14 protein-coding genes are annotated in these 23,035 nt (G+C 65.4%); 5 read left to right on the forward strand and 9 right to left on the reverse strand.

What is annotated here, in order from left to right; translation table 11 throughout:
* Positions 1-12: 12 nt before the first annotated feature.
* Both VT84_RS27265 and VT84_RS27270 read right to left on the reverse strand, forming a co-directional pair.
* Complete coding sequence (locus VT84_RS27265) at positions 13-546, reverse strand: KdsC family phosphatase (protein WP_052557391.1); 534 nt, start codon at positions 544-546, stop codon at positions 13-15.
* Positions 547-550: 4 nt separating this feature from the next.
* Positions 551-1,597 (reverse strand): SIS domain-containing protein, encoded by a 1,047-nt coding sequence (locus tag VT84_RS27270; RefSeq protein ID WP_082841720.1) that lies wholly within the window; start codon positions 1,595-1,597, stop codon positions 551-553.
* A gap of 1,078 nt (positions 1,598-2,675) precedes the next feature.
* On the opposite strand from VT84_RS27270, the gene VT84_RS27275 reads away from it, so the two are divergent.
* Entirely contained in the window at positions 2,676-7,697 is a 5,022-nt protein-coding gene (locus VT84_RS27275; RefSeq protein WP_082843427.1) for a beta strand repeat-containing protein, read from the forward strand.
* A gap of 311 nt (positions 7,698-8,008) precedes the next feature.
* On the opposite strand, the gene VT84_RS27280 is transcribed toward VT84_RS27275, so the two are convergent.
* The 4 genes from VT84_RS27280 to VT84_RS27295 all read right to left on the reverse strand — a co-directional run bounded on the left by VT84_RS27280 (position 8,009) and on the right by VT84_RS27295 (position 11,727).
* The gene (locus VT84_RS27280) at positions 8,009-9,316 is read right to left on the reverse strand and encodes a PQQ-binding-like beta-propeller repeat protein (RefSeq protein ID WP_082841721.1); all 1,308 of its coding nucleotides are present in this window, start codon (positions 9,314-9,316) and stop codon (positions 8,009-8,011) included.
* Positions 9,317-9,630: 314 nt separating this feature from the next.
* Complete coding sequence (locus VT84_RS27285) at positions 9,631-10,224, reverse strand: glycine zipper domain-containing protein (RefSeq protein ID WP_052555777.1); 594 nt, start codon at positions 10,222-10,224, stop codon at positions 9,631-9,633.
* A 151-nt stretch (positions 10,225-10,375) separates the two neighbouring features.
* Positions 10,376-11,302, reverse strand: a complete 927-nt coding sequence (locus tag VT84_RS27290; protein ID WP_157469072.1) for a hypothetical protein — start codon at positions 11,300-11,302, stop codon at positions 10,376-10,378.
* Positions 11,303-11,436: 134 nt separating this feature from the next.
* Positions 11,437-11,727 carry a hypothetical protein gene (locus tag VT84_RS27295; RefSeq protein WP_052551189.1) on the reverse strand — a complete coding sequence of 97 codons (291 nt, stop codon included), beginning with the start codon at positions 11,725-11,727 and terminating at the stop codon, positions 11,437-11,439.
* 332 nt (positions 11,728-12,059) lie between these two features.
* On the opposite strand from VT84_RS27295, the gene VT84_RS27300 reads away from it, so the two are divergent.
* The 3 genes from VT84_RS27300 (at position 12,060) to VT84_RS27310 (ending at position 15,212) form a co-directional block, all read left to right on the forward strand.
* The gene (locus tag VT84_RS27300; RefSeq protein ID WP_052555778.1) at positions 12,060-12,914 is read left to right on the forward strand and encodes an MBL fold metallo-hydrolase; all 855 of its coding nucleotides are present in this window, start codon (positions 12,060-12,062) and stop codon (positions 12,912-12,914) included.
* Positions 12,915-12,951: 37 nt separating this feature from the next.
* Positions 12,952-14,088, forward strand: a complete 1,137-nt coding sequence (locus VT84_RS27305) for an ABC transporter permease (protein WP_082841723.1) — start codon at positions 12,952-12,954, stop codon at positions 14,086-14,088.
* A gap of 119 nt (positions 14,089-14,207) precedes the next feature.
* Complete coding sequence (locus tag VT84_RS27310) at positions 14,208-15,212, forward strand: WD40 repeat domain-containing protein (protein WP_052555783.1); 1,005 nt, start codon at positions 14,208-14,210, stop codon at positions 15,210-15,212.
* A 73-nt stretch (positions 15,213-15,285) separates the two neighbouring features.
* On the opposite strand, the gene VT84_RS27315 is transcribed toward VT84_RS27310, so the two are convergent.
* A complete protein-coding gene (locus VT84_RS27315; RefSeq protein ID WP_082841724.1) occupies positions 15,286-16,395 on the reverse strand; it encodes a cis-3-hydroxy-L-proline dehydratase in 1,110 nt (369 codons plus the stop codon).
* 217 nt (positions 16,396-16,612) lie between these two features.
* On the opposite strand from VT84_RS27315, the gene VT84_RS41285 reads away from it, so the two are divergent.
* Complete coding sequence (locus VT84_RS41285; protein ID WP_239465413.1) at positions 16,613-17,782, forward strand: hypothetical protein; 1,170 nt, start codon at positions 16,613-16,615, stop codon at positions 17,780-17,782.
* 125 nt (positions 17,783-17,907) lie between these two features.
* On the opposite strand, the gene VT84_RS27330 is transcribed toward VT84_RS41285, so the two are convergent.
* On the reverse strand, positions 17,908-19,365 hold the full coding sequence (locus tag VT84_RS27330; RefSeq protein ID WP_052555787.1) for a DUF1501 domain-containing protein: 1,458 nt from the start codon (positions 19,363-19,365) through the stop codon (positions 17,908-17,910).
* A gap of 501 nt (positions 19,366-19,866) precedes the next feature.
* Positions 19,867-22,842: a DUF1553 domain-containing protein gene (locus tag VT84_RS27335; protein ID WP_082841725.1), complete on the reverse strand. Its 2,976-nt coding sequence runs from the start codon at positions 22,840-22,842 to the stop codon at positions 19,867-19,869.
* Positions 22,843-23,035: the final 193 nt, after the last annotated feature.

Here is a 23,035-nt window from a genome sequence, read left to right on the forward strand (position 1 = left end):
TCCACTCCGGGGTTATGTGTTGGTGTAACCGGTGGTCAGTTCGGCCCACCGGCCCTGCACCTTGAGCAACCACTCGATCAGGTCGCGCACGGCCCCGTGTCCCCCGGGCACCGCGGTCACGTAGTGCGCCACCGCGCGGGCCTCGGGACAGGCGTCCGCCACCGCTACCGCCAGCCCGCACCGCCGCAACACTGGCACATCGGGGAGGTCGTCCCCGATCGCGCACACCTGTTCCGGGGACGCGCCGGTCAGGGCCAGCACGTCGTCGAACGCGCGGAGCTTGTCGTCGCGGCCCTGGAGGACCGGGGCGATTCCCAGTTCGGCCGCCCGGCGCTCCACCGCGCGCGAATCTCGTCCCGAAACAATGGCCGCCCGCTTACCCGCAGCGCGCCACAACTTCAACCCCGAACCGTCGCGCACGTGGAAGAACTTCAGCTCGCGCCCGTCGTCCGCGTAGACCACGCGCCCGTCGGTGAGGACGCCGTCCACGTCGAGCAACAGGAGTTCGATGGCCGCGGCCCGCGCGGGAATGTCAGACGTCTGCATCACTTTACGCGCTCTTGCGTGCGACCACGCGCGGTGTTAGCCGAGTTTCCGCGCCCCCGGCCAGCGGATCGAGTCCGATCAGATCGGTAATATCGAGCATTCCGACGGGCTTACCGCCCTCATCAACAACGGGCAGTTCGCTAAACTTTCGCGCCTTTAACACGTCCAGCGCGACAGACACGCGCGCGTGCGGCCCGATTACAACGGGTGCGTGCGTCATCACGTTCGCGATCGGCGAATCCAGGAGCCGATCCTCGCGGTTCTCGAAGAGGCGCGCGAGGTCGCTGTCGGTGAATAGCCCCGCGAGCCGCCCGTCCGCGTCCACGAGCATGATCGCGCCGGTGCGCCGACCGGTGTGCCGCACCTTCGCGAACACCTCGCGCACGGTGTCCGTCTGCACCGCGATCCGGAGTTCGGCCCCACACCGCATACACTCCGAAACCACCGCGAGCTTGCGCCCGAGCGAACCGGCCGGGTGGAATTTCGCGAACTCGTCGGCAGTAAACTGCCGCTGTTCGAGCAGCGTGAACGCGAGCGCGTCGCCGAGCGCGAGCATCACCGTCGTGCTGCTACTGGGCGCGAGCGCGAGCGGGCACGCTTCCTTGATCGGGCCGTACACGACGGCGGCGACCGCGGCGCGGCCGAGCGTGCTCCCCGCGCTACTCGTGATCGCCACCAGAGACGACGCGAGTTTTTTCAACGGTCCGAGCAATCGAATTAACTCTTCCGACTCGCCGCTGTGCGAGAGCAGCAGCGCCACATCATCGGGGTGGACACTGCCGAGGTCGCCGTGGACGGCGCGGGTCGCATCGAGGGTGTAGGCCCGGGTGCCGGTGGAGTTGAACGTCCCGACGATCTTCTGCCCGACGTCCGCGGACTTCCCCACGCCGACCACCGCGACGCGCCCGCGGCACGCGAACAGCTCGTCCGCGACGCGACCGAAGCCGTCATCGAGGCGCCCGGCGACGACGTCGAGTGCGGCGGCCTCAGTCCGCAATACGCGCCGGGCGTAGTCGAGCTTGTCGAACGCCGTTCCGGTGGAGTCGTTCATGGCTGGTTGTGGGTGAAACGTGGTCTCGGACCTCAGATTGGAACCCGAACTGCCCGAACTGCTGGCTCTCGCAAACGGCCCGAGTAACAATTGCTAACCTTTTGGGCCGCGGGCCAATGTCCCGGAGAGCAAAACCGCCTTAACTACTGCGCCCTCAAACATTTCAGACACATATCCCACTTAAACCGCCGTCGCCGCTTTGCTAACATTGGCTAACAATTCCGGCTCCTTTGTGACCTTTCGCCCCCTAATTCACAGCGGGCACTCGTGTGGTTAGGGGTTCATCGACACGAGCATAAGCACCCACCGCCCTTGCAGGCGGGGTTCGCCTACGACCCTGCTACCCATACTCCCCAATTCTACACATATGAACAAAAGAATACAAACAGTTTCGACTGTGGCTCTCCGCTTGTGACAAAAGCGTTACATCAACGCCGCGTCCCGGCACACCTCGCGCGAATTCGGATGGGGAGGAATAGCCCGAGGGGGAAAGAATTGCAAGGCGAACAAGCCCCGTGCGCGGCCCACGGGAACTCGCTACAAGCAATCTGGAAGCAAATTTGCGCGTCTAAAAGCCAGTAGATATCGGACACCAAATTCCCAATAACTGCACTAGTATTTTTCCCGACCCGGCTCGACACGACTCGTACCGGATCACCCACAACTACTCGCCGCAAACCCTTTCTAAAAAATATCATAAATCGATTCACCCAAAGCGAATCTCATTATTCCGCTCGCTCTCATTCGCGCAACGCACAGACCATTTCTTCTGCCAAAATAACCCATTTTGCTTGCTCCATCCATTTTTTCAGCCTATGTGTTAATTCGGACGGGGCCAAAACGCGGCCCGAAGGCTCGTATTCGACTCGCACGGCGGTGTAACCCGGCGCTTATTCGTGACGGGAAGCGACCAGGCGCACTCCGACCCGCGACCCGCTGTCCGGGTCGGAACGATTCCCGTGCGCGAGTGGGGCCGCGTATCACGCCGCGCGCCCCGCACCTCGGACCGTTTCGGCCCCTCTCCTCCGGCACCCCAACCGCCGGAGGGCCGTTCATTCTCAAGCTGCGAGGTTTCACCGTGACCGTGATTTCCACCCTCCTCCGCCGGCTCCAGAAGGCCCGCTCTTTCCGCCCCGGGTGCCCCCTCCCGGCGCGCACGCGGTTACACGTGACGCTCCTGGAGGACCGCACGGTCCCCACGACCCTCACCTGGATCGGCGGAGCAATGGGCAACAACGACTGGTCGACTTCGGGGAATTGGAGCGACGGAGCGGCTAACACGGAAGTCCCGGACTCGGCCGACGACGTTCTGGTGTTCGACGGCACCGCCTCGACCTTCACGAGCAACAACGACATCTCGTCGCTGACGGTGAGCGACATCCAGCTCAGTTTCTCGGGTTACACCATCACCGGTTCGCAGCCGGTCACCGTGAACACGGCGGTGACGGACACGACGACCGCCGGCTCGAACACGATCTCCCTGAGCATCGACGGTACCGCGGTGCTGACGAAGTCCGGTGGATCGAGCTTGTTCCTGTCGGGGACGAACACGTTCACCGGCGCCACCACTGTTTCGGGCGGCGTGCTGGAACTCGACGGCGGGGCGGCGGTGGCCGACACTAGCGCCGTCACCGTCGCCGCCGGAACAACTCTGAACCTGGACGCGAACGAGACCATCGGGTCGCTCGCCGGGGCGGGCAACGTGACGCTGAGCACGTTCACCCTGACCGCCGGGGGCGATAACACGAGCACCACGTTCTCCGGCGTCGCCTCCGGAACCGGCGGGCTCACCAAGGCCGGCACCGGCACACTCACCCTCACGGGCACTAACACCTACACCGGGGCCACCACCGTCTCCGCGGGCACACTCACACTCAACGGCGGCACCGCCCTAGACGACACCAGCGCCGTCACCGTCGCCGCCGGAGCCACCCTCGATCTCGGCGCGAGCGAAACCATCGGTTCCCTCGCGGGAGCCGGCGACGTGACCCTCGGCGCCAACACCCTGACCGCCGGGGGCGACAACTCCAGCACCACGTTCTCCGGCGTCGCCTCCGGAACCGGCGGGCTCACCAAGGCCGGGACCGGCACCCTGACCCTGTCCGGGGCCAACACGTACACCGGGGCCACCACCGTCTCCGCGGGCACACTCGCGCTCAGCGGCAACGCTGCGATTGCGGACGCGGCAGCCGTGACCGTGAGCACCGGCGCCACGCTCGCTCTGAATAACGACGAAACCATCGGTTCCCTCGCGGGAGCCGGCGACGTGACCCTCGGCGCCAACACCCTGACCGCCGGGGGCGACAACTCCAGCACCACGTTCTCCGGCGTCGCCTCCGGAACCGGCGGGCTCACCAAGGCCGGGACCGGCACCCTGACCCTGTCCGGGGCCAACACGTACACCGGGGCCACCACCGTCTCCGCGGGCACGCTCACACTCAACGGGGGCACCGCGCTGGCCAACACCAGCGCCGTCACCGTGAGCACCGGGGCCACGCTTAATCTGGGCGCGAGCGAAACGATCGGCTCCCTGGCCGGCGCCGGCAACGTGACGCTGAGCACGTTCACCCTGACCGCCGGCGGCGACGGCACCAGCACCACGTTCTCCGGCGTCGCCTCCGGAACCGGCGGGCTCACCAAGGCCGGTAACGGCACACTGACCCTCTCGGGGGCCAACACGTACACCGGAGCCACGACCGCGACTGCGGGTTCGCTCGCGCTCAATGGCGGCAGCGCCCTGGCCGACACCAGCGCCCTGACCGTCGACGCAGCGGCCGTACTCTTCCTGGGCGCGAGCGAAACGATCGGCTCCCTGGCCGGAGCGGGCAGCCTGAGCATCGGGGCGTTCACCCTGACCACAGGAGGCGACAATACCAGCACCACGTTCAGCGGTGGCATCGGCGGCAGCGGCGGGGTCACCAAAACCGGTACCGGAACGTTCACCCTCTCGGGTACCACCAACAACTTCTCCGGGGCCACGACCGTCTCCGCGGGCACACTGGCACTTTCGGGCGGTTCTGCGCTGGACGACACCAGCGCCGTTACCGTCGCCGCCGGGGCCACGCTCGATGTGGGCGCCAACGAAACGATCGGCTCTCTCGCGGGTGCGGGCAACGTGACCCTCGGCGCCAACACCCTCACCGCCGGCGGCGACAACTCCAGCACCACCTTCTCCGGCACCGCCGCCGGAACCGGGGGCCTCACCAAAGCCGGCAGCGGCACACTCACCCTCTCGGGAGCCAACACGTACACCGGCACCACCACCGTCTCCGCCGGCACGCTCACGCTCGCGGGCAACTCGGCCATCGCGGACACGGCCGCCGTGACCGTCAGCGGCGGTGCTACCCTGGCCCTGGGTGCCGACGAGATCATCGGGTCCCTGGCCGGGGCCGGCAACGTGACCCTCGGCGTGAACTTCCTCACGGCCGGGGGCGACAACACCAGCACCACGTTCTCCGGCGTCATCGGCGGCACGGGAACACTCACCAAGGCCGGTAGCGGCACACTCACCCTCTCGGGGGCCAACACGTACACCGGCACCACCACCGTCGCTACCGGCACACTGGCGCTCTCGGGCGGTACGGCCTTGGCCAACACCAGCGCCGTCACCGTCTCTGCCGGGGCCACGCTCGATGTGGGCGCCAACGAGACCATCGGCTCCCTCGCGGGCGCGGGCAACGTGACCCTCGGCGCGAGCATCCTCACGGCCGGGGGCGACAACTCCAGCACCACCTTCTCCGGCATCGCCGCCGGCACCGGCGGGATCGCCAAGGAGGGCACCGGGGCGCTCACCCTGTCCGGAACCAACACCTTCAGCGTCACCGCGGTCTCCGCGGGCACGCTCACACTCAACGGCGGCAGCGCCCTGGCCGACACCAGTTTTGTCACCGTGAGCCCCGGGGCCACGCTCGATCTGGGCGCGAGCGAAACGATCGGCTCGCTCGCCGGCCCGGGCAACGTGACCCTCGGCGCCAACACACTCACCGCCGGGGGCAACAACTCCAGCACTACGTTCTCCGGCGTCGCCTCCGGCACCGGGGGGCTCACCAAGGCCGGCACCGGGATGTTCACCCTGGCCGGGGCCAACACCTACACCGGCGCCACGACCGTGTCCGCGGGCGCACTCACACTCAACGGCGGTACGGCCTTGGCCGACACCAGCGCCGTCACCGTGAGCGCCGGAGCCGCGCTCGACCTCGGGGCGGCCGAAACGATCGGTTCCCTCGCGGGCGCCGGCGGCGTGACCCTCGGCGCCAACACACTCACCGCCGGGGGCGACAACTCCAGCACCACGTTTTCCGGCGACATCTCCGGCACCGGCGGGATCGCCAAGGCGGGTACCGGGGTGCTCACCCTGTCCGGCACCAACTCGTACACCGGTACCACGACCGTGTCCGCGGGCACGCTGCTCGTCACCGGGAGCATCGCCACTAGCTCGGACGTCCAGGTCACGGGCGGCACCCTGGGCGGCACGGGTACGGTACCCGCGGTCACGGTGAACACCGGCGGCACCATTGCCCCCGGCACGTCCCCGGGAACGCTCAACACGGGCGCCCTGACTCTGACCACGGGGGGCACCTTCAGCGCCGAGGTCAACGGCACCACCCCCGGCACGAATTACGACCAGGCCGTCGTCACCGGCGCGGTGGACGTGACCGGCTCGACCCTGACCGTCACGCTCGGGTTCACGCCCGTCGCGGGCACCAGTTTTATCCTGATCGACAACGACCTCGTCGACGCGGTGACCGGCACCTTCAACGGGCTGGCCGAGGGCGCGACCTTCACCAGCGGCGGGGTGACGTTCACGATCAGCTACGTCGGCGGCGACGGGAACGACGTGGTCATCACGACCGCGCCCCCGACCGTGTCCATCAACAACGTGACGGCGGCCGAAGGGAACACGGGCGGGACGAGCTTCACCTTTACTGTCACCTTGTCGAACCCCAGTAGCCAGACCGTGACCGTGGACTACGCGACCGCGGCCGGAACCGCGACCGCGGGCACCGACTTCACGGCCGCTTCGGGCACGCTCACGTTCGCACCGGGCGAGACCTCGAAGACCGTCACCGTCACCGTCACCGGTGACACGGAGATCGAGTCCGACGAGACGTTCACGGTGGTCCTCTCGAACCCCACGAACACGACGATCGCGACCGGCACCGGTACCGGCACGATCACGAACGACGACGCCGCCACCAGCACGACCGTCATCAGCGTCGGCGCCGGGAACGGGACGCCGGGAACGGTGGTCCCGGTGGACCCGGCGACCGGCCAACAGGGGACACCGATCCTCGCGTTCGCCGGGTTCGGTGGCGAGATCCGGGTGGCGTCCGGGGACATCAACGGCGACGGACAAGCGGACACGATCACGGGCGCGGGAGCGGGAGCGACGGGTGGGCACGTGAAGGTCTTCAGCGCCGACGGCACGCTGCTCCGGAGCTTCCTGGCGTTCGACGGGTTCTCTGGTGGCGTGTTCGTCACGTCCGGGGACGTGAACGGCGACGGGTTCGACGACATCATCGTCTCGGCGGACGCGGGGGCGACGCCGCACGTGAAGGTGTTCAGCGGCGCCAACGGCGCGCTGCTCCAGAGCTTCTTCGCTTACGACATCGGGTTCCGGGGCGGGGTCCGCGTGAGCGTCGGGGACGTGAACGGCGACGGGTTCGACGACATCGTCACGGGTACCGGGGCGGGCACCACGGCGCACGTGAAGGCATTCAGCGGCAAGGACGGCGCGCTCCTCCGCAGCTTCTTAGCCTACGATGCCGGGTTCTCCGGTGGCGTGTACGTCGCGGCCGGAGATCTGAACGGGGACGGGCTCGATGACATCGTCACCGGCTCAGGCCCGGGCGCCCCGGGCGGGCACGTGAAGGTGTTCAACGGCTCGGACACTTCGCTGATTCAGAGCTTCCTCGCCTACGACGCCGGGTTCCGGGGCGGGGTCCGCGTGGGCGTCGGGACCGTGAACGGCAGCGCGGCCGTGCTCACCGGGGCCGGCCCGGGCGCCGGCCCGCACGTGAAGGCGTTCGTTAACGGCGTACTGGTGGCCAGCCTCCTCGCGGGCGACCCGACGTTCAGCGGCGGCGTCTACGTGGGCTAAGAAGTAAGAGGGTAAGAGCGCACAGGGCTTCCGCCCTGTGCTACGAACGCCGGCCCCTCCGGGGCGGAAACGCGCTGACGGTTTTTGTCTTCGTTTTGGTTCACTACGAACGCCGGCCCTCCGGGGCGAAGACAGGAAACTATCAGCCGCGGGTAGAGCGGTACCTCGCGGCGGGCAGTACCCCCAATGCCTTTCCGCCCCGGAGGGGCCGTCTGACGTAGCACAGGGCGGGAGCCCTGTGACCCTGTGAGAACGACACGGCCCCGGGCGCACGTAACGCCCGGGGCCGTGTCGTTCTCACAGGGAGAATATCAGTTCGTCTTTTCCTTGACGTCGTAGCAGTACATCACGTTCTGGTCGCGGATGTAGAGTTTGCCGTTCGCGATAACCGGGTGCGGCCAGCTCTGCGAGTGCGTCTTGACGTTCGCTTCCGGGAGCTTGAAGGACGAGACCACTTTGAGCTCCTCGGGCGACGGCTCGATGAGCACCATCACCCCGTTCTGGTACCGGAAGTAGAGGCGCCCGTCGGCGAACAGGACCGCCGCGGACCCCTGCCCGCCCGCCGGTAGCTTCTCCGGCCCCCACTTGATCTCGCCCGTCTTCAACTCGACGCACACGGGTTTGCCGTTGTTCTGGTCGTGGCCAAAATAGATGTAGTCCCCGACCAGCACCATGCCGCCGTGGTGGTTGTTCAGTTCCGGCTTCTTGTACGCCTTCAGCTCCTTTGCCTCGAACGCGCCCGCCCCCTTCGGGACGATCTGGAGCAGCGCCGCGCCGCCGTTGTAGGCGCACGAGACCCACACCTTGTCGCCCTTCACGATCGGGATCGGGATCTGCGCCACGCCGCCCGCGGCCGGGGCGTTCTTGTACTGCCACAGCAGTTTGCCCGTTTCCGCGTGGACCCCGACCACCCCCGACGACTGGCCGAGGAGCACAATGTACATGGGGACGTTGTCAATCGTCGCCTTGAGGGGGGACGAGTACCCGAACCCGCCGCCGACCGGGTTCACTTCCGTTTTCCACACCACGTCCCCGTTCTCGAACTTCAGCGCGGCGACCGCGCCTTTGCTCCCGCTTGGGGCACAGATCACCTTATCACCGTCCACGAGCACGGAATCCGTGTACGCCCACGTGGGAATCTTGCCGCCGAAGTCGTCGACGTAGTTCTTCTTCCAGACCAACGTGCCCTTGGCCGCGTCCAGGCACGAGAGCGTGCCGTTCGCACTAACCACGAACAGCTTCCCGTTGTGGTACGTGGGCGTACTCGCCGGGCCGTTCGTTTGCGGCGCGAGCCCTTTGGCGGGGTCGGCGAACGGGGTGAACCACAGTTCCGTACCGTCCGCTTCCTTCAGCGCCCACACGCCGTCCTTCCCGTCACGGGTGCCGATGCCGAAAATCTTGCCATCGGCAACAGAGGGCGTGCCCCAACCGAGGCCGAGGTTCTTCGCGGTCCAGACCTGCTTGGGACCGCCGGTCGGCCACTTCTTAAGAAGCCCGGTTTCGGTGCAGATGCCGTCGCGGTTCGGGCCGCGGAAGCCCGGCCAGTCGGCGGCAGTTACTACAGCGGGCGTCACGGTGAACAGAAAGGTGCAAACTAGAAAGGGAACTCGCAGCGCCATGATGGCAGTAGCTCCGGTTGTGTGGGGCGGCAGGAACGGTGGGAGAGAAGTATCAGTTTACGCGGTTGTGTAGGTGCCGCAACCCCGGTGAAATGAGCACTCTTGTCTGTTGAGTTCTTGTCGACAAGACGTTCGACCGACTTCGCTGGCACGCCCGGTTCGCCAAAAGACTTAGGCGAACCGGGCGTGCCAACACGAGTGCGGGAGCCGACCACACTTGGCCCGCACCCACACATTAAAAGACTGTGAATGCGAACCGCCCGGCCGAGTTCGCAACTCGCCGGGCGGGGATCGTTCAACAGTGAACTTTCGTGCTACCAGCCACCACGCCGGTAATACCCGTAGCCATAGCCGTAACTGTAGGGGCGCGGCGGACCGACCACGACGACCGGGGCCGGGCGCACGTAAACGGGCCCCGAATCGTAGACGACCGAGGGCGCGTCGCGAACGATCACGCGGGTCGGGGCCGGGCGCGCGGCCTGCATTTCCGCGATGACGCGCGACGATACACCCGCCCGCTTCAGCTCGTCGAGGTCCGATGCGGTGAGCTGGAACGTGCTGCCGGTCGTGCGGATCTGGTTAATGATGACCGTATCGTCGTGCCCGCCCTGCGCGAGCCGGATCACGTCGAACATGCCCATGCGCTGTTGCTGCTGTTGGGCCGCAGCCAGTGCCGCGGCCTGGTTGATGTCGCGGTCCCGGCGCTCTTGCTTATCGATGTCGTTGCCGACGAGCGCCCCGGTCGCGGTCCCGGCCAACCCGCCGATCACGGCGCCGGCCCCGGTGTGCCCGGTCGCCGCGCCCACGGCGGTGCCCAGCGCGGTACCGACCACGCCGCCGCCGATCGCACCCTTTTCTGTATTGTTCATCGACGCGCAGCCGGCCCCGGCCGCCGCGAACGCGAACACCGCTAAAGCTCCCAGGCGTCGAAAGTGTATCTGGCGCATCTGTCCCTCTTGCGATTCCGCCCCTCAGTGAGGGGTTATGCCGAGTTCAAGCGCACCGGTCAACCGCGGTTGGGCTTCTTCAATTTAACGGGTGTATCCAAATTCTCTGGGGTCATGCCGCCAAGCTCCAATAGGCCTGCCACTGGATGGAGTTCCGCACGCAGACCAGGCTCGCCATCGGTCGGACGTTCTTCTTGAGCCAGCGAGCACCTCGGGCTTTCAAACGCAATCCCAGGGTCTTGGCTTGTCCTTCCACCGCACCGCTGCCGATGGCCTGGCCACGGGCCAACCGATCACGATACGCCAAACGATTCGTGTGCTTGGCGAAGTAGCCCAACAACTTCTCCGTCGCCTTCTGCCTTCGTGTCCGTTCTTCGAGAGTCTCGACGGACAACAGTTCTGACACCCACACGCACACACCACCCCAACCCTCACGCAACAACACGTCGCGACCGCGCTCAAAAGCAGCACGGGCCTCGTCGGTCCCCTGGCCGAATATCCTCTGCGCACAAAGGCTCAACCGCTCACTGGCGTGGTAAATGTCCAGCGTCTCTCGACAACCCGGCAGCACACGATTGACCGACTTCCAAATCCAACTGGCCCCGTCACCCAACGCATGGACGCTCGACCACTGCGCCACACCCAACTGACGCAACGACGGACCCCAACGGCGTCGAAACACTTTCGATTTGGCGATCATCGCGAACGACACGACCGCACCGGCCGGGGGCAAGCGCTCGTCGTCCTGCCACTGCTCGGGTGATACCGCCGTGCCGGCCTCACGCTTGGAAATCACTGCGATCTTCAGGTCTTTCCAGCCTTCTTCGCGGGTATTGACCTTGCCCGCGTCAATCGCCAACTCGATCTCGCCTGGGGTTTGGCGAAACGTCTGGGCCGTGGCGTGATCCTGGGGTTGGAACGTCGTCATCGCCCGGCCATGCGTTCCCACGAGCTGGCGCGCGGTCTCGGGGGCCAACTTCACTCCCAGCAACTCCCGGAGATGTTCGCGGGTCTTGGCGAACGACACATCGGCAGCCAAACGACAGCAATGCTTCTGAAGAACCGTGCTGAATCGCTGCGTCAGACCGATGACGGCATCGGCTGCGTAAGCTCCTTCGGCTCCACAGCGGCATTGCCAATAGTGTCGCGTGAGGTTCAGAGGGCCGACAGTGGTCACGAACTGCCGGGGCTTTTTCCCGCGGTCTTCTTTGGCTCGCCCGCAGTCGCAGATTCGGATCGGCGACCCTTTTTTTCGGCGGCTTGGATGCGTCGGGTGACCGCATCGGCCAAGAGGTTTTTGGTCAGTTCGCGTCCCTTGGGTATGACCGCCGTTTCGCAGGCGTCCAAGACCGTGCCGTTGGCCGCGGAGAGCGCCAGAGCTTGGAGCTCTTCGTGGACGGCCAATAGCTGCCGGACTAGCGCTTCGCTTTCGGCGGGGATTTCAATCGTGACGGTCTTGCTCATAGAACATCCCTGTTCGCATCCGAGAACACCCCACTTACCCAAATTCCGCCAACCCCACCAGAGAAGTTAGTTACACCCAATTTAACGCTTCGGGCGGCGCGACTTGCACGCCGGGCGCCCGAGTGCGAGCGGGATCGGCCCCGTTCGACCGAACAGTCGATACACGCGGTACAGGCGGCCCCAGTTCCGCGGGGGCGGTTTTAATGGGGCGTGTTGACTTCCGCGCGACCGACTCACACACCAACTATCGGCACCGAACGAACCGCGACCGTAGGCGCGTGTCGTTAAGATGGAAAAGACGGATTCCGCGCAGTTTTCCTAAAGGACGCGACATGCTACCCGACCGGCCGGTGGACAACGCCCCGTATTACTCGCTCTCGCACGGAGGTCTGACGGTCGAGGGGTGGTCGCGCGCCGCGGTGCAGAGCTACTGGCGCATCCCGGAGCTGAAGATCGGGTTCGACCTCGGCGCCCAGCCGTGGGACTTCATGGGCACCCCGACGTGGTTCGTGTCGCACACGCACCTGGACCACGTCGCGGCGCTGCCGGTGTACGTGGCGCGGCGCCGGATGATGAAGATGGAACCGCCGACGGTGTACGTCCCGACCGAAGGGTTGGAGGACGTGAAGAAGCTGATGATGATTATGCACCGACTCGACCGCGGGCGGCAACTCGCCCACCTGAAGGGGCTGACGGCCGGCGACGAGATCGAGTTGAGCCGCGAGCACCTCGTCACGGTGTTCAACACGACCCACACGATCCCGAGCCGCGGGTTCGTGGTGTGGGAGCGGCGCAACAAGCTGAAGGACGAGTTCGTCGGGCTGCCCGGTGACAAGATCCGCGATCTCAAGCTGAGCGGCACCCCGATCACGCGCGAGGTGCGCATCCCGATCGTGGCCTACACCGGCGACACGTCCCCGGCCGGACTGGATGCGTGCCCCGCGTGCTTCGAGGCGAAGATCCTCATCACCGAAATGAGCTTCATCCGCGCGAGCCACCGGCGCGACAAGATCCACAAGTTCGGCCACATGCACCTGGACGACTTCGTGGAGCGCGCCCCGCGCTTCAAGAACGAGCTGATTATCGCGGCGCACTTCAGCACGCGGTACCACCCGAACGAGGTGCGGAAGCTGCTCGACAACAAGCTCCCGGCCGACCTGAAGGCGAAAATGCACCTGTGGGTGTGACGAAACACTGCCCCAATGAAGCACTGATGGAACCGAAGTGAGCTACTCTCTCACCACGATCTGGTACGAGCGCCAGCGGTTCCTGCCGGCGATTCTGGCGGTCGCGTTCAGCGCGGTACTGGTCGCGGTGCAATCGGGGCTGGTGCTCGGGCTGCTCTCGATGATGTCGCTCCCGGTGGACCGCGCCACCTCGGACGTGTGGGTCGGTTACCCGGCCGTGCGGAGCGTGGACACCGGCCGGCCCGTCCCGGAGCGCTGGGTGTCCCGGCTCGCCGCGCAGCCCGAGGTCGAGCGCGCGGAGGGCGCGATCATCGGCTTCACGCCCTGGACGCGGAACGGCGAGATCCCCGCGAAAACCACCACGGAAGTTTGCACCGTCGTCGGTACGCGGCTCGACGCCAACTCACTCGCCGCAATGGAAGTGGTCCGCAACAACCGCGAGCTACTCGCGAGCCTCACGCAGCCGCTCTCGATCGCGGTGGACGAGTCCGAACTCGGTAGGCTCGGGATTCGCGGCGCGGGCGATACGGCCGAAATCCTCGGTGTTCGCGTTCGGGTGGTGGGCCTGGTGACGGGGTGCCGCAGTTTGGGCGGCCCGTACCTGTTCTGTTCGCTCGAAACCGCCCGCGTGCTGCTCCACTACCAGCAAGACGAAGTCACGTACTTGGTGGCGAAATGCACCAAGCCGGAAGACGCGCCCGCGGTCGCGCGCCGGATGAACGGCTACGCGCAACTGAGCGCGTTCACCGCGGACGAGTTCTCCGCGCGTTCGCGCCTCCACTGGCTGACCACGACGAAGGCCGGCGTCGCGATCGGGTTCACCGCACTACTCGGCTTGCTCGTCGGCGCGGTAGTGACGAGTCAAACACTGTTCGCGGCGACCGCGGCCAGTCAGCGCGAGTTCGCCACGCTCCGCGCGATGGGAATTCCCAAGTGGCGGTTGAAGTTCTCGGTGCTAGCTCAATCGTTCTGGGTGGGGCTGTTCGGCATCGCGCTGGCCGCGCCAATTACGATCGCACTAGCCGAAGGCGCGACCGCAATGGGAACCGCCGTGCGCCTGCACCCGTTCATTCTGGGCGGCGCCGCGGCGGTCACGATGTGTATGGCGGTCGGGTCCGGGTTGGCCGCGCTGCGGTCGTTCCAGAAGGTGGACCCGGCCCACAACATCCGCTAATCACACCAACACACACGGCTAATATTCCAAGGGGCGCGATCGCACCTCTACCAGTTGATTGGCATTCCAAACGACATATCGCACCAGTATCCTGCACGCTCAGAAGTGAGGAGAGGGGCATGGTGCGAACGAAGCGCGCTGTCGCGTTGGTTCTCGTCGGGTTGCTCACCGGAGTCGCGGCGGCTCGCCGGCCCGCGGACGATTTGTCCCCTCGGTGCGAACTCGAAGGGCACACCGAGCAAATTCTCGCGCTCGCGTTCAGCCCCGACGGAACCCGGTTGGCGTCGGCGGCGGATGACGGGCGAGTAAAAGTGTGGGACGTGACCACGGACCGTGTCGTCTGGACGGGCGCACGTGTTCAGGGCAGTGTCTGGTGCCTCGCGTTTAGCCCTGACGGAAAACTCCTGGCCGCCGAATGGGGCGCGGGCCGGGTCCAATTGTGGGCCACCACCACCTGGCGCCGCGTGGACGTCTGCCGGGACCGGCAAGGGTGGATTAAGGGGTTGGCGTTCAGCCCCGACGGGAAGCTCCTGGCATCGGCCCAGGGCGCGGGGCGAATTGCGCTGTGGGACACAGCGACCTACGAGCGTGTGGCGACCCTGGACGGCCACGATCCCAAAGAAGACGTTGCCGCGGTCGCGTTCAGCCCCGACGGGAAGCTCCTCGCTTCGGCCGGCGGGGACAAGTGCGTGAGGCTGTGGGACGTGGCGAAGTGCGAAACTACGGCCATCTTCGAGGGCCACACGCACTGGGTGCGGACGGTGGCGTTTAGTCCCGACGGAAAGATCGTGGCATCGGGCTCGAACGACGAGACGATCCGCCTGTGGAGCACGGTCACACACCAACCGGTTCGGGCGATGACGGCCGGCGGGGTCATTATGTCCGTGGCGTTCAGCCCCGATGGCACCCGGTTAGTGGCGGCGGGCGGCGGTGACAGGATTCGGGTGTGGGACACGGGTACGGGGAAGTGTGTCGCGACGGCGGTTCACGGCGACATGTCCAAAGTGCAGTCCCCGTTGGAAAAAGAGATGTACATTACCGCGGTCGCGTTCCGACCCAACGGCCGGACCATCGCCTCGGGCGGGCGGAACCGGGTCATCAAACTGTGGAACTGGAACCGATAGCTCGCACCGCAGCGACCGATCAGATAACCGGTCGCGGTTTCTTCTCTCATTTCCGCTTCGTTGCGCCTACTTGTCAGCCGTTGCGCGCGTCCACAGCCGGGGCACCGAACTCGCCCAACTTCGGCGTGATGCCCAGCCCCGGTACGACTGGAGCCGCGAGTCGACCGTTCTGGCGCTGTGGCGCGCCGGTCGCGATGGACCGCGTGACGTAGCTGTTGAAGTCGGTCGAACTGAAGAGGAACTCGGTTGGGGTGCTGTGCGCGAGGTGCGCGATCGCGGCCGTCACGATGTCGCCGCCCCAACTGTCTTCGAGCGTCATCCCGATTCCGAGTGAAATGCACAGGTCGCGCAGTTGCTTCGTTTTCGTAAGCCCGCCGAGCTTGCTGATCTTCAGGTTCACCACGTCCATCGCGCCTTCGGCGTGCCCGCGGACCAGCATGTCGATTCCATCAACCACCTCGTCGAGCACGAACGGGTGATCGGTGTTCCGGCGCACCGCGAGGCACTCTTCGTAGGTGAGGCACGGTTGTTCGATGTACACGTCAATGTCGCGCACCGCGCGCACCACGCGCACCGCTTCGTGCTGGAGCCAACCGGTGTTCGCGTCGGCCACCAGGCGGTCGCCCGGTTGGAGCACCGCCGCCACTGCTTTGATGCGCGCGATGTCCGTGTCAGGGTCGCCACCGACCTTCAGTTGGAACCGGCGGTACCCCTCCGCGCGGTAGCCCGCGACGTTCGCCGCCATCGCTTCGGGCGATTCCTGTGAGATCGCGCGGTACAGGTGGAAGTCCTCGCCATAGCGCCCGCCGAGCAACACGCACACCGGCAGCCCAGACACCTTACCCAGAATGTCCCAGCACGCGACGTCCACGGCCGATTTCACATACGGGTGCCCCTTCAGGGCCGCGTCCATCGTGCGGTTCAGTTTGCCCAACTGCGTCGGGTCTTCGCCCAACAACTTGGGCGCGAGTTCTTGCAGCCCGGCGCGCACGCCCGCCGCATAAGCCGGAAGGTACGCAGGCCCAAGCGGACACACCTCGCCGTAGCCGGTGACGCCCGCGTCCGTCTCCACCGCGACGACCGTGCTATCGAACACGGTGACGGACTTGCCGCCGGACCACTTGTAGCTGCCCTCGTGGAGCGGGAGATCGACCTGCCACGCAGAAATTCGAGTAATACGCATTGTGCGTTCCTGGTACCGCGACCATCCCGATCGCAAAAGCGAACACGCTTCGGAAGGGTATGGAAATTGGCTCACTTTGTGAGGTGAACCGCGTTCAGCAGTCGGGTTCGGATGCCCGTGACGAGCCGCGACCGCAACAGTAGTTTCAAGGGTCATGGCAGTGTCGCATGGGAGTTCCTAAGTTCAAGGTTCTCAAGCACTTGAACGGGAAGCTCCCATGCGACGTGGTTATTCTACGATTACCCCGGCGGTGATCCATGCGTTGGCCCGGCGAACGTTGGCCCGGGCACTCGATTGGCCCGACTACAAGCCGTCGATCACGGGCACCCAGTTGGTTGATCTGGTGCTGCGGATCGCGAGCACCACACGAACCCTGTTCGCGGTGGCGACCCGGTACTTCCACTTCTCGCACGAGACCGCGCGACAGGCCGTTCGTGCGAACCTGGGCTCTCGGGACCAACTCACGGCCCGGTTGGTGGATGCGCTCCACCAGGTGGCGACGTTCACCCGTCGGGATCGGAGGCGCCGGTGGACGTGTGCCATCGACGTGCATTACGTGCCGTTCTACGGGGACCGCTCCACCCCGGGGATCATCGGCGGACCCAAGAAGGCCGGAACCTCGTTCTTCCACGCCTACGCCACGTGCGTTCTGATTCATAAGCGCCGGCGGTACACGGTCGGGCTGATGAGCGTGGCGAAAGGAACCAAGCCGCACCAGCAGGTGAGCATCCTTCTGGATCAGGTGGCGGCTCGCGGGCTCCAGGTCCGCGGGGTGGTGCTGGACGCCGGGTTCGACAGCGGGGAAACGCTGCTGCTGTTGCAGCAACGGGATCTGTACTACGCGGTGCCGATCCGCAAGAAGGGGAAAGGCACGAACCGGCGCAACGAGTGCGACGCGCAACCGTCGGGTACGATCGCCACGATGGGATGGGTGACCGAGAAGAGCCGCCGGGCGGTATCGACTCGGGTGCTCGTGTGGCGCCGCCCGGGCGAATCGCACGCCCGGGTGTACGCATTTTCCGGGTGGGGCAAGGGAACGGCCGTGTCCGAGGCGACGCGCGCGTGGCTCGGGCGGCGCCGGTACCGGGAGCGGTTCGGGATCGAAACCAGCTACCGGCAGAAGAACCAGGCCCGCGGGTGGACCACCAGCACCAACCCCGAGTACCGGTTGCTCTTGGAAGGGGTCGCGCTGGTGTTGCGACAGGTGTGGGTGTGCTTGGCACTCCAAATCGCCCGCGCCCGGAAACGGAACCCGAGTGCGTGGGTGCGCGAACTCCCGTTGGTCGAGATGCTCGACTGGCTCACACTACGGATCCGCTCGCGATACCCGCGCACACGATGTATCACACTGACCCACAATACACTTACACGCACGGCTACGCCTTGAAACTACTGGCAAGGGAGCGGGAGGCGCTTCCGGTGCGGTCCGCGCGTCTCTTCCTTCCTGGCTCAGACCGCACCCCAGGAAGTCTCTGCCCCGCTCCCTGGCGGTCGCGGCTCGTTCGCCCACTGTCACCCGATCAACTCGTTAATCACGTGCCCGTGAACGTCGGTGAGTCGGCGATCGATCCCGTTGTGGCGCACGGTGAGTTTCGTATGGTCGATGCCGAGCAGGTGCAGGATCGTCGCGTGGATGTCGTACACTTCTGTCGGGTTCTTGCGGTCGGCGGGCTTGTACCCGAAGTCGTCGCTGGGGCCGTGCGACACGCCGCCCTTCACGCCCCCACCGGCGAGCCAGCTGGTGAAACAGTACGGGTTGTGATCGCGCCCCTTCCCGCCCTGCGACGACGGCATCCGCCCGAATTCGGTGGTCCACAGAACGATCGTGTCTTCGAGCAGCCCGAGGCGCTTCAGGTCCGCGATGAGGGTCGCCGCACCGCGTGCCATGCCGTAAGCGAGCGGGCCGTGGTCGCGCTTCACGTCCTCGTGCGAGTCCCAGTTCCGGCGCGGGAACCCGTTGTCGTTGCCGCTCCAGATTTGCACGAACCGCACCCCGCGCTCCAACAACCGACGCGCGACCAAACACTTGCGCCCGAAATAGTCCGTTTCCTCGATCGGGTTGATGTCCTTGTCGAACGTCCCCTTCCCGTGGTCCAGCCCGTACAGTTTGAGCGTGCGCGCGGTTTCCTTCGAGATATCCAGCGCCTCCGGCGCCGCGAGCTGCATTTTCGCCGCGAGTTCGTAACTCTTGATGCGAGCGCCCAGGCGCTCGTCGCCCGCCCGGGTGTCTGCGTGAACGTGGTTGAGCTGTGCGAGCAGGTCGATACCGGCCTTGTCGGAAGCGCGAGTGATGAACTTGGCGCGGTCGTCCGGGAACAGGTCTTCGATGGGCGTTTTCGTACCGGGATAGATCGCAGCGCCCTGGTGCTGCGCGGGTAGAAACGCGCTGTCCCAGTTCTTGGTGCCGTTGGACGCCAGCCCGCGGTGGTCCGGGAGCACCACGAACGTCGGGAGGTTCTGGTTCATGCTGCCGAGGCCGTAACTGGCCCAGCACCCCATGCCGGGGAACCCGGGGCGGTTGAAGCCCGTCGTTTGGAGCAGCGTGCCCTGGCTGTGTACGCCAGTCTTGCCGACCATGTTGTGAACGAACGCCATCTCGTCCACAACGTCCCCGAGCGGCGCCACGACCTCGCTCAACGGTTTCGCGCACTTCCCGTAGGGTTTGAAGTCCCACACCGGTTTGAGCCACGGCCCCAGACCGTTTTGGAACGCCTCGACGTGCTCGCCGAAATTCGCCTCTTTCCCGTGGTGCTTCACCAGTTCGGGCTTGAAGTCGAACAAGTCAACGTGCGACGCCCCGCCCGCCATGAACAGTTGCACCACCCGCTTCGCTTTGGGCTTGTGGTGCAGCCCGCCGTCGGCGCGCGCGGGCGCGTCCGCGGACAGGCGGTCCGCGCCGAGCAGTGACGCGAGCGCAATGCCCCCCAACCCACCGCCCGAGTGGAACAGAAAATCGCGCCGGGAGAGCATCGCAACACCTCAGAACGAGCGAAGAATCTCAATACGCAGAGCGAACGAAGAACCAAATCCGCCGCGGATAAACGCAGATAACACGGATCAAGACAAAAGGCAGATTGGCCACAAAAAAGCACAAAAGAAAGCAAAGATCGAGTAAGGGAATCCGAGGTCCGGAGTTTGGGATTTAGCCCCGTGAGGGGCGTAGGCGCGTAGCCGGGGGTGAAGTGTAGCGCAACCCCTGGCGAACTCCCGTGAACCCCGGCGCCTCGAATTTCCGCGCCCCGAACTCTTGCACCCAGTCCGCCAGGGGGGTTGCGCTACACTTCACCCCCGGCTACGCGCCTACGCCCCTCACGGGGCTAAATCCCAAAACGTTCTCTGTCTTCTGATCTCTGCCCTCTGCCTTCTTTTGTGCCCTTTGTGCCTTTTTGCGGCCATTCCGCCTTCTTGTTCTCTGCTTGTCTGATCCGTGTTATCTGTGTTCATCCGTGGCAGATTTTCGCACCACCGCCCTCAATCCACGAAGACGAATTCGTTCAGGTTCAACACCACGCGGCACATGTTCGCCAATCCGTGCTCTTTGCCATAGGCGGTTAGCGCGTCGCGTTCTCTTGTGCTCGGGGTACGACCGAGCGCCAGTTGGAACGCGGCCGTCACGCGCTCCGCGTCGGTGGCGCCGAGTTTTTCGATCCGCGTGGCAAAGTGCTTGGCCATTGCGACCGCGAGCTTGTTATTCAAGAGCGCGAGTGCCTGTTGGGGCGTGAGCGTTTCGTTCCGCTTCTCGACCGCGAGCGACGGGTCGGCGCAATCGAGCGCCGCCATAAACGGCTGCTGTTTGGATCGCACGATGAAGCGGTAGACAGCGCGCCGATGCGCCTTCGCGTCTTCGGGGTCGTGCAGGTGGTACTGGTAGTGCGGCGAGTGCTCGGGCTTCTCGACCACGAAGTCGCGGAAGCTCGGTCCGCCCGGTGTGAGATCGAGCTTCCCGGCGACCGCGAGAATGGAATCGCGCACCGCCTCGGCTTCGAGCTTGCGGCGGTTCTGGCGCCACACGAAGCGATTGTCGCCGTCCACCTTCGCGTTCGTATCATTCGATGTCGAAACTTGTTTGTAGGTGGCGCTCGTCACGATGAGTTTGTGGAGCTTCTTGAGGGATTGGTGATCGCGCAGTTCCGACGCAAGAAAATCGAGTAACTCTGGGTGCGTGGGGAGTTGCCCCATTTTGCCAAAGTCGTTGGGCGTATCCACCAGGGCGCGGCCGAAGTGGTACTGCCACACGCGGTTCGCCATCACGCGCCAGGTGAGCGGGTTGTTCGGGTCCGTAAGCCATTTCGCGAGAGTCGCCCGGCGGTCGCCTTCGGTGTGATTTGGCGGCAGATCGAACCGGCCGTTGACACCCGGAACCGCAGGAATCGCCCCCGGCCCGACGTCCTTGCTCGGTTTGGTGACGTCGCCGCGCGGGAGCACGTGAATCGTTCGCGGCTTCCCACCAGCGGCGCCGGTGCCAGTAAACGAACCACTTCCGGTGTGAATCGCGCCGATGTACGCGGTCCGGCGCGAACCGGCGAGTTTCGCGAGTTCCGTATCGATCGTGGTCACTTCCGCACGGAGCGCAGCAAGGTCCGCGACACCCTTTTCACCGAGGGCTGTTTTTAGCAGCACGTCCCGGCGCTCAGTGAGTTTCGCGAGTTCGGACGCAGCGAGTTTCGGCCCCGCGGGGGCGAGGCCGTCGGTGAGATTGCTCTTGCGCCATCGTGCGGGCGCCTCGATGCTATCGAGCGCGGTCACAGATTTATTCAACGCGCGGTTCGTGCCTCCCGCGTCGAGCGCTTCGAGTTCCGCCAGTGCCAGCATGTAATCGTTCTGCCGCGGGGCCAGTACCGTTGCCGTCACGCGGACGTACCGCCCGACGTTGCCGCCCGCCTTCGCAGTGTACGCGGCCATACCGGACGGCGGGTAGTCTTTCGTGGTTTCGTCCGCGAGCACCACGACATCGTTCTTGAAGGTCGCGTCGTCTGAAAGTTCGATCTTGAAGCGCACTGGAAACCCGAACCCGGCGCCGATGTTGTTGAAGTCGTCGTGACACGGTTTCAGCACGATGCGGTCGAGTTTGATGTTCTCGCCGAGGTCGACCTGCACCCACTTGGCGTCGTCCCGCTTGGACGCGAGCTGGGAGTGGTAGCCGAACTCCGGCGGCTTGAGGGCCGATGTCGGTTTGGTCGCTTCGCGGAGCTGCTTCTCCAGTTCCGCAAGCTCCGCACCCGCGAGTTTGCGAGCGTCCGCTTCCAGCGACGCGATCCGCGCGGTCGCGGCCTTCTTCTTCGCGTCCAGTTCCGCGCGCTTCGAGGCGATTTTCGGGTCCGCGTCGTAGGTTCTGTCGGTGCGATCGAGGGCCGCGAACACCGCCTGAAGACGGTAGTAATCCTCCTGCGCGATCGGGTCGAACTTGTGGTTGTGGCACTGCGCGCAATGGACCGTCAGCCCCATGAACGTGCCGATGGTGTTCGCGACAAAGTCGTCGCGGTCGAGGTGGCGAGCGATTTTACCGTCGATTTTCGATTCGGGTACCTCGACGTGTCCGATGAAGTCCCACGGACCGGCCGCAAGGAACCCGAGTGCTTCGATTCCGTCCACCGTGCCCGGGTACAGCACGTCGCCCGCGATCTGTTCGGCGATGAACCGGCCGTAGGGCTTGTCCGCGTTCAGCGCGCGGATGACGTAATCGCGGTAGGGCCACGCATTCGGGCGCGGTTGGTCCTTGTCGTAGCCGTGCGTTTCGCCAAAGTGGACCACGTCGAGCCAGTGCCGCGCCCAGCGCTCGCCGTATTGCGGCGCCGCGAGCAGCTTATCAACGAGCGCCTCGAAAGCCTTCGGGTTCTTGTCACCAACGAACGCTTCGACTTCCTCTGGTGTGGGCGGCAGCCCGATCAAGTCGAAGTACAACCGACGGACCAGCGTGCGCCGGTCCGCTTCTGGTGAGGGCGCCAGCCCCTTCTCCTTGAGCTTCGCGCGGACGAAGTGATCGATCGGGTTCGCATCCCCGGGCACAGCGGATTTCTTCAGCGGCTTGAAGCTCCACCAGTCCGCGGGGTTCGCGGTGGCGGAGCCGTCGTCGGGCCACTTCGCCCCGCCATCGATCCACCGCTTCAGTGTGGCGATTTCTGCCGCGGTCAGTTGCGGCTTCTTCGGCGGCATTCGGCGGTCCGCGGCGTCGCTCGTCACGAGTTCGATGAGCAAGCTGTTCGCCGATTTACCGGGCGCGATGGCCTTCCCCGAATCGCCGCCCTGAAGCGCATCGGCCTTGCGATCGAGCCGCAACCCGCCCTTCGATTTCTCCGCGCCGTGACACGAAACGCAGTGCTTCGCGAAGATCGGCTTCACGTCGCGCTCGAAATCCACCGGTTTGGGCGGTTCGACCGCGAACGTACCCGTGGGCACCACGAGCAGCGCGGCCATTAGCGCGAAGTGAACGACGAAACGGGAGAGCATTGCGAGACTCCGGGCGGCCGGACGGACACGGCGGGAAGTAGGTCTAGCGTACCCGATTACGATCGCGTTGCCAGCACGAGATTTGGGCAACTGCGTGTTGTGTTGAATGGGCGTGTATAGTTCTTGGTTCGGTGGTACAGGCCTCTGACCTGTGGTAGCGCCTCCACAGGCCAGAGGCCTGTACCACGAGCAA

The sequence above is a fragment of the Gemmata sp. SH-PL17 genome (genome assembly GCF_001610855.1).
In the GTDB taxonomy this organism is placed as follows: Bacteria; Planctomycetota; Planctomycetia; order Gemmatales; family Gemmataceae; genus Gemmata; species Gemmata massiliana.